6 protein-coding genes are annotated in these 15,435 nt (G+C 39.1%); all 6 read right to left on the bottom strand.

The genetic code is table 11. From position 1 onward, the window contains the following. Nucleotides 1-921: 921 nt before the first annotated feature. Nucleotides 922-3,285 carry a PDZ domain-containing protein gene (locus DXB58_RS18540; RefSeq protein ID WP_122137818.1) on the bottom strand — a complete coding sequence of 788 codons (2,364 nt, stop codon included), beginning with the start codon at nt 3,283-3,285 and terminating at the stop codon, nt 922-924. Nucleotides 3,286-3,518: 233 nt separating this feature from the next. After that, entirely contained in the window at nt 3,519-5,642 is a 2,124-nt protein-coding gene (hepC, locus tag DXB58_RS18535) for a heparin-sulfate lyase HepC (protein ID WP_122137838.1), read from the bottom strand. 16 nt (nt 5,643-5,658) lie between these two features. Next, complete coding sequence (locus DXB58_RS18530; protein WP_122137817.1) at nt 5,659-7,347, bottom strand: RagB/SusD family nutrient uptake outer membrane protein; 1,689 nt, start codon at nt 7,345-7,347, stop codon at nt 5,659-5,661. A 12-nt stretch (nt 7,348-7,359) separates the two neighbouring features. Next, nucleotides 7,360-10,341 (bottom strand): SusC/RagA family TonB-linked outer membrane protein, encoded by a 2,982-nt coding sequence (locus DXB58_RS18525; protein ID WP_122137816.1) that lies wholly within the window; start codon nt 10,339-10,341, stop codon nt 7,360-7,362. A gap of 24 nt (nt 10,342-10,365) precedes the next feature. Continuing rightward, the gene (locus tag DXB58_RS18520) at nt 10,366-12,138 is read right to left on the bottom strand and encodes a RagB/SusD family nutrient uptake outer membrane protein (RefSeq protein ID WP_122137837.1); all 1,773 of its coding nucleotides are present in this window, start codon (nt 12,136-12,138) and stop codon (nt 10,366-10,368) included. A 10-nt stretch (nt 12,139-12,148) separates the two neighbouring features. Further along, complete coding sequence (locus tag DXB58_RS18515; RefSeq protein WP_122137815.1) at nt 12,149-15,403, bottom strand: TonB-dependent receptor; 3,255 nt, start codon at nt 15,401-15,403, stop codon at nt 12,149-12,151. Nucleotides 15,404-15,435 lie beyond the last annotated feature (32 nt).

Below are 15,435 nucleotides of genomic sequence, written 5' to 3'. Positions count from 1 at the left end.
CATTTCTCATGTTCTCATAAAATCAAGCTAATCTACTGTATATCATTTATATGACGCTATGAGAAATAAAACGTAAAATGGCATTTCTCATAGTATTTTCACTATTTTTAGCTAAAAACAGTGTATTTCTCATAGGTTCCGAGTCATTTCTCATCTTATTCTCATACTCCTTTCCTTCTTCAGTTTGCTTAGCAACTCTCTATTGTTTATTGCTTTTCTGTGTATCATTCACCGTACACTTATCTGTTTTTCCTTCCTCATTTCCGTTTTGTCTTACCGCTATCCGGTTCGTTCCACTCCTGTGAATAGATCTTTGCACTAGAGTAAACGGTTCTTTCCACTGGAGTGCAATGATCTTTCCACTAGAGTGGAACGAATGAGATCTCCCTTATAAAAAACAGTATAACTTAGTGATTCACAAATGATTAATTAGTACATTTCATACAGATAAACAATGAGCTGTTTGCAAGATGCTATTGCGTAGGAATAAGAAAACAGTACACAGAGAAAGCCATCCCTTCTGTGAATGAGAAATGTGACAGAATACGATGAGAAATACCTCCAACGAGTATGAGAAATGACCTGAATCCTGCGATATTTTGCCATAAAACTATGAGAAATGCCTATTTTAAAATCATTTCTCATAGACTATCTATCTGATAATCTCTGCTTTATGCGAACATTATGAGAATATGAGAAATGAAAATGAAAAACCTTTTGCAGGAGAAGCTGAAGTTGACAGAAAGATGGGGTGTTTAATTCCTAGACCGATCTCTGTCCCAAGTTATTTTTTAAACGTTACATAGTTATTTGGATTTGCGTGGTAACTGCTAAATAACCATAAAGGGCTGACTCCTGCAAATGGAATCAGCCCTATTTTTTAAGCCTAGCGAATATTTATCGGACAGCAATAATATAAAATCAAAGAGGAATAATAACTTTATGTTCCTTCTGATTTCTAAAAATAACAAACTCTACATTTTTGCGTGTGTTCACGTTTTTCAACACCTCTTTCATGTCACCTAAATGATTGACCGGTTTTCCATTTACACTAAGAACAGCATCATTCGGAGCAATAAAATCTCTGACCGGACTTCCTAAAGCATCTACAGAAACGACATAAACTCCCCGTTCCATATCCATACCTGTAGCGGAACGTTCTTCCAATGTATCCAAACTCTTAAACGTTACTCCTTTCCAAAGCATTATTTTAGCAGCATCCAAAGCATTATCCGTCACAAGCGGAACAGGCATTACAGGACTTTCAGCTAACTGTTTCAGATGGGAAGACAACACTCCGAATTTATTCATCGGGAAATTACGGAATCCTCCTTTGATTATGACTTCAGAATCATCTGCTACATTAAAATTACCTTTCATAGCATCCATAAACCTGATTGTAGTTACTATAGAATGAACATCCCCACCAAGTTGGCGAGCCGCAAGATATGCCAGACTGTCCGTAAAGATATTATAATCTACCTCTCTCCCCCAGCCATACACCCTTATAGGTTTATATTTGGTCATTACAATATTACGTGAAAAGACATCTCCGCTATTTTTAAACCACAAATGCGGGTGTAGCGTATTATTAACGATAATATTATTTTCAACAGTCCGATAAAAACCTTCACGCAATTTAATACCACCATTCAAACAAAGATTATTGTAGATTTGGTAATTACTGGAGCCATCATCCAAATCTATATCCCATCCCCTATCACAACGTAATCGATTATGGCGGATAATGATAGGTTCGACCACATCTGCCAAAATCAATGCCGGGTTTTCATCTGTTATCTGCGTCATTACATTATACTTCGGATGCCAGAAACGGTCACGTCCCCAAGAGTTGATAGTTCCATGGTCACCTGTTTCTTTTACAGTATCAAAAATATCATTATGCTCGATAATATGTCCTCCCCATGTGCCTTCACTGATATTAATTCCGGCACGAGGAGTATCATAAATACTGTTATGGCTTATCGTTATATTACGGCACATGGAGAGCTCCACGCCAGCTATCTGCTTTTCAAACAAACCAATAGTGCATATCAGATTATCATAAACCTCACAATAAGCAGGATGATTGTCATTCCGAGGACCTTTTGCATAATCCATTTTATCCAAAGGAACAAACTCACCGTACGTAAAACTCGGTGAACGAACTCCTTCCACATCCCCTACAAAACAAATTGCACTGGCTCCAATAAAAGTCAGGTAAGAGCCTGTCACTGACGAATAGCGATTATATTTATCAAAAAACACACCATTTCCTCCTACGTTATGGATATAGCAATCATGCAGGTTACATTTCTCCGTTCCCCTGAAAACGACGGCTCCTCCCCGGTATATCGTCCAGTCCGAACGAAGCAGGGGCTCGTAATGTTCCATAAATGTCCGTACCGTTTGCGTTAGTTCAATCCCTTCAATGGTTATATTCTTCACAGGCTTGGATGAAGTTCCCGCAAATTCAATCAAGTTTTTAAGTTGCGGAGTTTCAAACGCCAATTCGGTTATCTTTTCATCAGGTAAAGGATAATAATACAACCAACCTTCCTTTCTATCATAGTACCACTCTCCCGGAGCATCCAGTTCTTCAAAGATATTTTCTACCATCCTGTTTTCATGATGGATTCCCATTGGTCTGTTATTCTGCCAACCACCTTCCAATTGCAACTCTCCCTTTTCATTCTTACCTGTAATACGATAATGAAAATCACCCCAATCATGACTATGCATAGCATGAAGGTAACCTCCTTCCGGATGCTTCCACTTCTTCACTCGTTCCGGATCTGTTGCCAAAGCAGATGTGCCATTAAAGCGAACTGCATTTTCATCGTAATTAGGGTAACGTGCCATAGACCTCAAATCTCCGTTTACGATAAGCATATCCATAGCCGGATTCCCTTTCACAGCAGCCCGCATGATACCATTTTTGTATTTTTCCCATTTCAGATTCAAGCCAACTCCACTCGATATGACAGCTTTCTCTCCGGGATAATTTTTTATTATTAATTCTTTCGCATCATTACCATCATCAGAGGTCAGCACCAAAGGCTTATCTAAAATGTATTTCCCTTCCCTTAAATAAATTGTAGTACAATTCTTATCTGTTCGAGCTTTTTCGACAGCTTCATGAATTAAATGGAAAGGAGCGGTCTTACTGCCATCTCCACCCGATGATGCGTGAGGAGAAACGTAGTATATTGATTGAGCATAAATACTCAAAAATGGTATTGTTGATAGCAAAAGAAGCACTGTTTTTACCCTTTGTGTTTTCATATGATATGATAATTTTGGCTATATGCATAAGCAAAGATAGCTTAAATGAAATACTTAATTAACAAAAAATGAAATTTTAATAACTTTACGTATCATAAAAGAAATGGTATGGGTTTTATATCAAAAATAATCAATCCCATACCATTCCAGTTACCTGAAAAAAGAGTCAATTCATAAATTTACCTCTATATCAAGCTTTTCACCTATGATACAACTATCAAAATAAAGAAAATCTACTTTAATTTATAAGATAAATCGTACTTCCTACCACCTACGGAAACTTCTACAGAAGCACCATCTGCATGAAATGTGCCGGGAGTTGCGTTAGTGTTATCTGTGAATTTGGCACTAATATTCAAGCTTGCACGATCAGTCTCATTCGTAAACGGGTGAATTACAGTAATAAAACGTGCCGCACCTCCCATCGGTTTAGTTATACTCACCCGATACCATTTGCGTTGAAGTGTTTTTTCATTCTGTTTACTAGACGAGTAATTAGTGTTCCATTTAGGAGTATATCCGACATTTGTTTCAACAAACGTCTTAAACTGCATATTGTTATTATCTCCAAATTTTGTATAAGCACCATACTGAAAGTTTGCACTGTTGTCGTCAATAACAACTTTACCCGCATCACCCAAATTGAAAGTCACATCGACCGTAGGGGTAGTTTTGCCGGCATCATATCCCTCGTCTACCAAAACAAAAAATGTCTTGTTCACAAAGAATACGGCACGACGATGTGTCAAGTCACCATAAGACTTATTCTCCGTAACAAGCACATCAATATCATCCTTGCTATCTTGTATCAGAAATTTTCCGTTCATATAACCATCTGCTATAGTAGCAGAGTTTTTTGTCATCGTATTATGCATGGTTGTTGCCCGATATGATTTACGCAAAGCATCACTTGCAGCATCTCCTCCATAAGTAAAGAAGCCTGCGTCCGGTAAGAAATTACGTCCGTCACGATATAGACTGAAAGTCCCGTTATCCGGCTGACAGTGCACATAGTTCTTGGGATTATTGTTATTTTTCAAAACCATCATTATTGCATCTGGTGCCCACTTGCTGCGCAACATATAATAACCTCCATCTTTATAGAGCTGAATTAATTCCTTAGGTTGCTCTCCCTGTTTCCCTTCGGTTGCCATCCATTCGATTTCTTTATCATCAGGGAACATAGCCATATATCTACGGAAATTACCCAACAATACACTTTTAGTCCACGAACTGGCTCCAGTATCATTAAAATTATCAAAGGAATAATCGGGATACGTAATATCCATTACGAAACGGGCGGCTTTCTTCAATAAGCTGACATAATTGGTCGGGAAATACCCAACTTTATTATTAACTTGTGCCATATTATAAAGCTTATTGCAAGCATAAACAGCCTCTATATGATAGCCCGGAGTTAATTCTACATGTACTCCATCATCCAGGAATTGTGATTCCACCTGTTCAGTGATTTTCGCTGTACCTTCATTCAACCATTCTCCTGCTTTCTTAAATTCCGGCATTAATATTCCGGCAGAAACGACACTTTCCACTTGGGTAATAAGAATATTAGTCTCTTTATAATAATTCTTACGGATACATTCCACTCCATCCGACAGTGCAACTAAAAATGTAGAAAGCCATTCAGGAGTAAAATTCTCCGATTGAATAAAATAAGACATTATATCAAGCTGCGCTTGTATTCTATGAGCAGGTTGAAGCCCATACCACTCCACATTTTTGTTTTTATCCACTTTCCCTTCAGGACAAGGAAACGTTTTCAGCCAGTCACCATACACTTCTATCCATGATTTGACATATTTCTCATCATGAGTAACCACGTACGCATTAGCCTGATGTATCATCCACTGATGACGATGCAACTGATAAACAAATTCAGCATCTCCCTTATACTTGTCAGGAACATAATTCCAGTTTATTTCATCATCCTGTTTAAATAGTACATACGTTTCTTTCCCTGCTGCATCTTTAGACTCATATTTATCTTTTATATAGAAACGATATTCCAAAGCCTGATCAGCTATATTTTTATTGAAATCACCAATAGAGGTCTGATTCAGATTTATATTAGGATTGATAACATCCTCCCTATTCCGATAGTATTCCAACAATTCAGAAGTAGCCGAATTATAATCTTTCTTTTCACAATATGCTTTCACTTTTTCCAAACCTGGATAATCAAGATTGATTACTTCAAAAAGTCTCGGAACCAATGCATCACCTCCAGCATTATTTTCTTCCTTTACATGATTCTCAAAGAAAATAATCTTATCATCATTGCATGCGGTCATTAACAGCCCCAGCAAAACAAACAAACTAAATATTCTTGAATTCATACGATCTCTATTTGAATTAATTACCATTATTCCATCCCGGGTTTTGCCCCAAATCCGGATTCATATAAATTTCATTTTGAGGATAAGGGAACAAATACATCTTATCGTCCCAGTACATTTGCTGTAACAGCACCTTTTGATAAGACAGAGAAGTACTGTTCTTTGTTATCTTTACTCCATAAATATTTCTTACTTCATCCAAACCCGCTATCTTCCAACGGCGAATATCATAAAAACGATGTCCCTCAAAAGCCAATTCAATACGACGTTCATTGCGAACCTTGGCTGTAAAATCCGCTCCGTTCGCATCTATGTGTTTCATATCAGCGCAATCACGAACCATATTCAAAACTTGACGTGCCGTCAATGGACATCCTTCTGCTGTTTCATCCGGACCTTTCCACTCATTCATAGCTTCTGCATAATTCAATAATATTTCAGCATAACGGAACAAGACATAATGATGATGCAATTTATTCGGTTTGTCCGGATCAAGTGATACAGACGGATTCATATACTTACGCAGATAATAACCAGTTTTCGTAGAGCCGTCCAATACCTTGTTTTTACCACCTTCAAAGGTTTCCACCTTTTGTTTCTGCCACATAGAACCATTAGTTAGTACATTTAAATACAAACGGGGATCACGGGTCTGCTTATTGGCAGCATCATAATACATATTCGCCACATGGGTCGAATTATTCCAATCGAATGGAGTTCCATCCTTCATTTCATAAGCATCTACTAAATTCTGCGTAGGAGTATTTCCACCTTCTGCACCTTCATATCCCATCGGTTCATTTCTCGATTCAAAATCACTGGTAGTCGCAGTGGCACGGCGTTCAAAAATTAACTGCTTAGATTTCAAAATCTCATTGCCACCTAAATCCGAATACAAAGGGTCAGCTGCAATTTTAGGCAATTGATATTTATTCATGTTAATAACCTCATAAGCTGCTTTAGCTGCCGCTTCCCACTTTTTCAATTCATGACCGGGATTATGTAATTCACTCGCTGCATACAGCAAAGCTCTTGATTTTAAAGCCAATGCCGCACCTTTGGTCACCCGACCTGTCTCTCCCCTGACAGCATCTTCCGGCAGCCCGCCTTCCCGGGTAATCTCCGTACATTCTTTTGCTATGAAATCTACTACCTCCGCAAACGAAGTCTTGCGTACAGAATTAATATCTTCCTGCGTATAAGTACGTGTTATCAAAGGAATATCTCCATAGCGCTTAGCCAATTCAAATAAATAAAACGCACGTAAGAAACGTACCTCCAAGGAGAATTTGGAAGCTTTTTCTATCATTTCATCATAATCTTCATTATACTGAAAACGTTCAAGCACTTTCGGATCAAAATTTTCAAGGAATAAATTGGCGCTACGAACTCCGTTCCAAAAGTTCCAACCATCATCAACACGCTTTAGCGGACTCCATATCCCATTGGCTATATAATAAATACTATTATTCTCCCAAGTATAGACAGCATTATCCGTAGCAGATTCCATCATCGCATCATTCACTCTCCCAAAATCAGTCGGCAAGAAACTATATACATAAGCTACTGATGAGTTCATGTTATTAAAATAGCTGTAGGCTTCTTCCTTAGTTTTTCCGCTAGTTTCATCGTAATCAAGAAAATCACATCCGTCCAATAAAAACAGAGCGAAAGCCGCTACTACATAGTTCTTTATATTTCGCATAACTATCTTTATTTAAAAATTAATATTCAGACCCAGACATACAGAGAACAAATCCGGATACCCCAATGTCAGATCTTCACAATTGAAATAATCAATCTTATCTATAGAAAATACATTCTGCGCCTTAGCATAAATCTGAAGTTTATCTAGTTTTATCTTTTTCACCCATTTCTGCGGCAGGTTATAATAGACATTCAGATTACGTAGTTTCAAGAATGAACCATCTTCAATCCACTGTGTGCTAGTCTGATAATTATTCTCATTTGACAATGTAGAAAGACGGGGCACGTTGGCGACATCTTTCATCGCTTCTGTCCAACGAATCTTATCTTTTAAATACCAAGTTGCAATATTAGTATTGCCATTACGCAATGGTTGATGCACATTGGCTACATTTAATTGTTTGGTCAACCCACTTACTCCATTGAAAACCATATCTATCCCAAACCCTTTGTATTCAAAGCCAAGATTCAATCCGAAAACCATTTCAGGTACAGTCGTAGATTTACCAATTGCTACCCGGTCTTCACTATCTATTCTTCCATCTCCATTTTGGTCTTTATATTTCACATCTCCCGGGCGAACCACCGAAAATGTTTGTTCCGGACTCTTGGCAATATCCTCTTCGTCACGGAAATAACCAATAGCTTCCAATCCAAACAGTTGCCCGACTTTATGTCCGCGTGTATATAAATAGTCGTAAGGTTGATAGGCCTGTCCGTTTTCAACAATCTCACTATCATTCAATGCCCAATTTGCATTTACAAAATAATTGAAGTCTTTATGTTGTCCACTCCATCCTAAACTTAATTCTACACCACGGCTCTTTACCTCACCAATGCAAGCTTTCGACGGTTCGATGCCTAAAATGCCAGACACATTATTATTAGCGACCAGAATATTAGTACGGTGATCATAATACACCTCTGCCGTTGCTGTGAAGTTCTTCCATAAACGCAGGTCTACTCCCACATTATATTTATCAGCAGTCTCCAGATTCAAGCCATATGCAGGCAATCTTTGTTCTTTCAGACCATTAACCGTTGTCATACCATCCCCAAAAGGATATCCCGTACCTCCTGTCCAGAAATAATTACCCAATCCATAGCTTAGTTCATCTACCGCAGAACGTCCCCAGGAAGCCCGAAGCTTTAGCAAGTCCAGATTGGAAGCCCCTTTCAGGAAATCTTCATTAGCTAGATTCCAACCGGCAGAAACAGCCGGATAAAAACGGAACTTATCTCCTTTCAACAAAACACTTGTACCATAATAGTTGCCGACCACATCTACCATATAGCGGTTGTTATAATTATAACCGACAAAACCCATCACATTCTGCCGATAGTAAGATGCGTTATTTTCTAACGGTTCTTTCATATCCTGCCGATAGACAGCCGAAGCCGACAATTGATGCTTACCTGATGTATAATCATAATTTAATTTAGCCTCAACGCTGGCACGTATCAATTGGGCAGACAATGCCGACTTACTTACTTGTACCTTACTATCCGCACCATAAATTTCACTTACAGGGAGTCCCTCTTCCGACAAATAACCGACTTCATACTTATAAGTCTTACTTCCTATATCCTGAAAAGTGGCAGTATTATCATAGGCGACAGCCACTTCTGCACTCAACCCTTTCAGGAACATAGAGAAATCTTGAGTAATCCGCATATCAGTTTCCAACATACGACGATTTTCCTGTACATATCCCACATCTGCAATAGCCGCAATCGGATTCATCTTAAAAAGAGTATTACTACCCCAATTATTATTCAAAGTCTTCACCGGAAACGCAGCGGCAGGTACTTTATAAAAATTCTGGAAGATTGTATTAATATCCGTATTCGGGCGCTTATCTTCTCCGATAATGCCATATAAACCAAACTTCATTTTGGTACTGGAAGTAATATCCACATCCAAATTCATACGCAGCCCTAGCTCATAAGTCCGTATTTGAGAATTATAACGGTCTGAATAGTGAGTATAATCTTCATTCAACAAACCAAACTTATTCTTATAATCCAACAATGCCATATAGCGTACTCTTTTTCCACCACCCCGCATCATTACATTAAACTGGTTTTTTTCGCTGAAATTCCTCGTACCTTCTTCATACCAGTTGACGTTCGGATGATAATTCGGACTTGTTCCATCCTTAAATCGTTCCAAATCTCTTTTCGTATATTGCAACGGCAAGCCATCATAATACAGTGCTTCGTTCTGTGCCATGGCATAGGTATAAGCATCTGCCATTTCCGGCCGGTTGATCGGGAAATCAAAACCATGACGATAGTTCACGTCCACATCAAACGAATTATACATACCTCTTTTGGTATTCACCAAAATTACCCCATTAGCTCCTCTGGCACCCATCAAAGCCGTAGCGGCACCATCTTTCAAAACTTGGACGGACTCTATTTCTTCTATTGTCATATTAGTCAATCCCCGTTCAAATCCATCCACCAATACCAAGGGTTCTCCGTTACCCAAACCACCACGGCCACGTATATTCATGACAGCATTAGCACCCCAGCCAACTGTTTGAGTCAGATGAAGCCCTGATATCAATCCGAAAAGTGCATTATTCATCCGATCGGGAGAAGTCGCATTCTTTTCTAACAAGTCTGCATAAATAGCAGTCACAGATTGGGTTTGGGTATCTTCTGTCCGTTTTAGGAATCCCAAGTCAACAACGGCATCTTTCTTGATATCAAACACCAAATCCAAAGCATTTCCTGTGACCTTAATCCGTTTGATAGCTATATCCGCATAATTTAGTTCAATATAATCGCCTTCCTCCAACAGGAGTGAAAACAAACCGTCTTCATTAGTAACATTGCTATTTCTGAATGCTCCTACCTTTGACACCTTTACACCCGAAAGAGGTTTACCGGAGACATCTTTCACAATGCCATTCATCATCTCCTGCGCCATCAGGCTTACCGAAGAGATGAATAACAAGCCTATCGTAAATAATAATTTATTCATAATCAAATCGTTTAATTAACCTTATTACCAGCCGGGATTTTGAATCAATCCATATTTCTTATTGATTTCAGTCACAGGAAATGGCAATAAATACCAATATTCATTCCAATAATATTTAATATCGTCACGCGTACTCACTGTATACTCGAAGCCACTTCCCACCTTCGTCGTTTCCAACATTTCCATAGGACGTGTAGCCCATTCAGCTCCTTTCTTATGACGTATCATATCAAAGTAGCGAATATCTTCCTGTCCGAATTCACGGGCACGTTCATCCAATAAGTAGTTCAGCAACGCATCACCTTGCGGCACTTTAGCAGAAGTTACTGACGGTAACCCTGCCCGTTCACATACCAGATTCAGATAATCATAAGCGGTCTTTTCAAATTCATCGGGTACATTAGCCTTTCCCAATTGATTCATAGCTTCGGCTATACTCAAATAAATTTCAGGCATACGAATTAAGGGACATGAGTAGGGTTTACCTTTCATCTCATTCTTCTTATCCCGAATAAACTTACGAAATCCATAACCAAATTGAGTTTTCTTCTGCACAGAACTTCCCGAACCATATCCTTCACGTCCACCTTTATAAACTTCTGCTGTCCGTCCCTGCCATTTATCACCATTTACAAGCAAGTTTTCATATAAACGCACATCACGGTTCGGTTGCCCTTTTTCATCAAAAAACGGATGTGCACGATGGGTCTGATTATTCCAGTCAAACGTAGAACCATCTTTCCATTGAAACATATCCGCATAATTTCCACGCGGGATACCATAGCCGGATTCATACATACGGAACGGCTTATCTACACCATCATAGGTTCCCCAACGGAAAGAAGCCATCACAACTTCCTGATTGCCCTTGGTAAAATAACCGTTTACATAGTCTTCTCTGGGATTCCCTGTATTTTCAATCCGATAATAATCATTATTCTTTTTGTTCAGACGCAAAAACTCCCTTCCTGCTTCCAAAGCAGCTTCCCAACGACTATCCTGCTGATTTCCATACCAACTTAAAAGTTCAGTAGCCGCTTGTCCGTCATAGTAAGGTGCCTTATTGTTAAATAATGGACTAGCAACAAACAAGAGTAAACGAAATTTCAACGCTTTAGCGGCAGCCGCCGTCATATGTCCATATTCCTCTGCTGTTGTATACCAAGGTAAATCGGTTGCCGCCTCATCCAGCAACGCCACTGTTTTATTGACTGTTTCTTCCAACGTCAAACGAGGAAATTGAAGTATTTCATCTGCTTTATACGCATGGTCTATCCAAGGCATGCCACCATAAAAACGAATCATTTGAGTGTAGTGAAAAGCAATGACTACTTTAGCTTCCGCTTTTCGGATACGCTTTTCATCATCAGTCATATCGGGAACTTTATCTACATTTTCAATATAGATATAAGCTTTCCGGATACCAAAAGAAGGATTTCCCGTTACTTCAGTAATCTGTGAATGAAAAGGGAAATAAGGAAAGTTGATGCAACTGGAAGAAGAATTAAAGTCTCCACGCGTCCATGAGATTGGTTGTGCATATCCTATATCGGTATATCCGTCCAAAATAAGTCCCTCCGGATGACAGCCCCTCAAAGTAGGCATAAAATCCCACAAACTTTTATAAAACTGGTTCATGGCCTGATCCGCATATTTCTTGGAAGAAAACACGGTATCAATAGATACATCGTCACTATTAGGCTTCTCCAAAAAATTATCACCGAACTTCAGGTCTTCACATCCGATGAATAAACTAGCCAGAAGCCCGCCTAAAATAATTAAACTTTTGTTTTTCATAATAATCATTTTAAAAAGTTACATTCACTCCCAAACTGAAGATTTTCATAATAGGATATGTATTCGTATCACGTGTCAATTCTCCTTCGGGATCAAAAACTTTTAATTTGTCAAATGTCAAAAGATTATAGCCGGTAAATTGAACGGTCAACTTAGAGGCACCGATTGCTTTTAAAATTTTCTGCTGAGTGATATTATATCCAATCGTCAGATTTTTGAGCTTTATGTATGAGGCATCTTTTAGCCATACACTTGATGTCTCCTGATTGGCCGAACTCGTAACGGACAAACGTGGATACACAGCCGTTGCTGCAGTTTCGGGTGTCCAACGCCCGTCAGCCATATATTGATAGAGTACCTGTCCCTCATAGAAAGGACGCTTATAAGCATTCGCCATCTCGATATCACACTGTGCCACTCCAGTCCAATTCATAGAAGCAAAAAAGCCTTTATATTCTCCACCCAAATTTAAACCGAAAGTGTAAGCCGGACGTTTGGGATTTCCTATTTTAGTCTGGTCGTCATTATCAATTATATTATCACCATTCAAATCTGCAAACTTAATATCACCGGGGTATTTTTTTCCTTGTGGTTGCGGCAGATCCGCACGAACATTACCATCCGCATCAAAGTCATCCTCATTATAGAATCCTTGTGCCAGATATCCGAAACGGGCTCCCACTTCATGCCCGGTGCGCCACATATAAGGTTCGTTCGGTTCTACTTCATCCTGATAAATAATTTTATTCTTGGAATAAGAGATATTTGTATTTATATAATATGAAAAATCCCTAATATGGTCATTCCATTTTAAATCCACCTCGTAGCCGTGATTATTGACTTCACCCAAGTTAACCACAGGCAATATACCATTCATTGCAATCAAAGAAGGGACCGTACTACGCTGTATCAGAATATTACGACGATTTTCCCGGAAATAATCTACTGTCAGCTTCAAACGGTCACTGAAGAAATAAGCATCTATACCATAATTCTGTTTTAAAGCTGTTTCCCAAGTTACATTCGAATTTCCCAGCATGAGTTCTTTCGCTGCTGTCTGATAGGCCATATTTGTCAATCCGAAGATATACCCGTTCTTATCCTGATAGGCTTGCTGAAGCCAATCAGAATTATTTATAGAATAAGAGTCCGGCAAATAAAGAAAACGGTAATCAGGATGGCTAGACATGTTGTCATTACCGACCAGCCCAACAGAAGCACGCACTTTCAGATAGGTTAAGAAATCGTTTTTAGGAATAAATTTTTCTTCCGTTATAACATAGCCGACAGAACCGGCAGGAAATGTACCAAAACGTTTATCCGGTGCAAAGTTCTCGGAACCATTATAGCCAATATTAAATTCCGCTATATATTTCGATTTATAATCATAAGTCAAACGACCTACTAAACCAGCATAAGCAGTCGGAACATCCCAAAACTTATTGGGATAATTAGGATAGTACTTTTTACTCTGATTATACAACAATAAAGCTCCAACATTATGTTCCCCGAATTTATGATTATAACGGATACTTCCTTCCACATACCAGTCACGGGCACGACTCGTATTTCCCGTTCCATACGTTTTCATCATATTCTCTCCTGTGATCCGATACACAAGACTCTTATCAAAATCAGGATCTTTCACATCAAGACCTGAACCGTCTATTTCGGATTTATAAAAAGGAGTATACGTTTCCACATGTCCCCTTACGGTTTTAATGTAAGAATAATCTGTATTATACGCCCCTTTCACTTCAATAGAAAGCCCCTTTGTTATAAAATCCAGATTTTGAGACAGATTCAAATCGAATGTCATATTATTTGAGACTTTGCGGTCATAACCGTATCCATAAAATCCATTAAATACTTGATTCTCCATTTTAACTCCGGGAAAACGTGTACTCTGTGTCACCACTTTTTTTCCATCAACAACTCCCGGAGACGAGAATGGCAACGACCATGTAAGTTGTTTCCATACATTGCCACTACCTCCCGGGTCACGCTGGTTACCAACAATTCCGCCCATACCAAATTTTAATGTAGTGGTACGTGTAAGGTTTACATCGAGGTTGGCACGATAATTATAACGGGTATAGCTGTAATTGTTGTTATAATCAAGCCCGTCCAATTGTTTAAATAAACCATTCTGATACAAAAAGCCTAACGATACAAAATAACGGATGTCTTTTGTTCCCCCCGAAATACTGACGTTATGTTGAGTTTGAACAGAAGCCTTATTCATCAAATAATCATACCAGTTCACATTAGGATATAGAATAGGCTCATCTCCCAAACGAAAACGTTCCATATCATACTCCGAGAAAGCCAGTTGGTCATCGGCAACTCCGTCATTACGTTGAGCCTCTCTGAATAGAGAAGCGGTTGTATAACTGTCTGCCACATCCAGTATGCGTGTAGGCATCTGGATGCCGACATTCGAACTAACCGAGATTTTAGTTTTTCCTTCTTCCCCTCGGCGAGTAGTAACCAATATAACTCCGTTTGCACCACGTACACCGAATACGGCTGTAGCCGAAGCATCTTTTAAAACATTAATAGATTCTATCTCATTAGGGTCCATCTGATAGAAAGAACGCTCTACACCATCCACAAGAATAAGCGGAGAAGCTCCTCCTTCTGTCAATGACCCCACACCACGTACAAATATTTTCGCATTGTCAGCTCCCGGTTGTCCACTTGCCTGCATAGAAGAAACTCCGGGCAACTGCCCTGCCAAAGAGTTGGTAACACTGGCACTAGGCGATTTCAGTAAAGCCTCTGTACCGACACTCGATATAGCACCGGTCAATGTGGCCTTCTTCTGCACACCATAAGCAACAACCATTACTTCATCCAGACTTTGGACATTTTCCTGCAAACGTACATTAATTCCCCTTCGGGAGTTTACTTTTATTTCTTGTGATTGATAACCGATAAATGAAACCGATAAAATTGAATTTCCATCAGGTACCGTAATTGTATAACGACCGTCAATATCTGTGATAACTCCTGTGGAAGTTCCTTTCACTTGTACAGTAGCACCAATAATAGGTTCGCCACTCTCACTCGTAATGATCCCTGTTACCTTTATACTATTGTTCTGTTGCAAAGCGGAATTTACCCACTCTTTGCCGGTGTCACTGTCCGACCAAACCCGACCCGTCTCTGCGGAATAACAAACCTCCCCCCACAAAGACGACCTGATGCATACGGCAATAAATAAAAATTTCCGCATGCGACAACCTGTTAAGATGTTTTTCATACTTTGATAATATTAAATAGTTAAACAAAAAG

The sequence above is a fragment of the Bacteroides sp. OM05-10AA genome (genome assembly GCF_003439055.1).
Taxonomy (GTDB): domain Bacteria; phylum Bacteroidota; class Bacteroidia; order Bacteroidales; family Bacteroidaceae; genus Bacteroides; species Bacteroides intestinigallinarum.
The sequence above is the reverse complement of the archived record's forward strand: the minus strand, read 5'-3'. Positions and strand labels throughout refer to the sequence as shown.

Excerpts from the sequence above, each read along its gene's own strand:
- DXB58_RS18540 (WP_122137818.1), bottom strand. The coding sequence starts at position 3,285 with ATGAAAACACAAAGGGTAAAAACAGTGCTTCTTTTGCTATCAACAATA.
- hepC (WP_122137838.1), bottom strand. The coding sequence starts at position 5,642 with ATGAATTCAAGAATATTTAGTTTGTTTGTTTTGCTGGGGCTGTTAATG.
- DXB58_RS18530 (WP_122137817.1), bottom strand. The coding sequence starts at position 7,347 with ATGCGAAATATAAAGAACTATGTAGTAGCGGCTTTCGCTCTGTTTTTA.
- DXB58_RS18525 (WP_122137816.1), bottom strand. The coding sequence starts at position 10,341 with ATGAATAAATTATTATTTACGATAGGCTTGTTATTCATCTCTTCGGTA.
- DXB58_RS18520 (WP_122137837.1), bottom strand. The coding sequence starts at position 12,138 with ATGAAAAACAAAAGTTTAATTATTTTAGGCGGGCTTCTGGCTAGTTTA.
- DXB58_RS18515 (WP_122137815.1), bottom strand. The coding sequence starts at position 15,403 with ATGAAAAACATCTTAACAGGTTGTCGCATGCGGAAATTTTTATTTATT.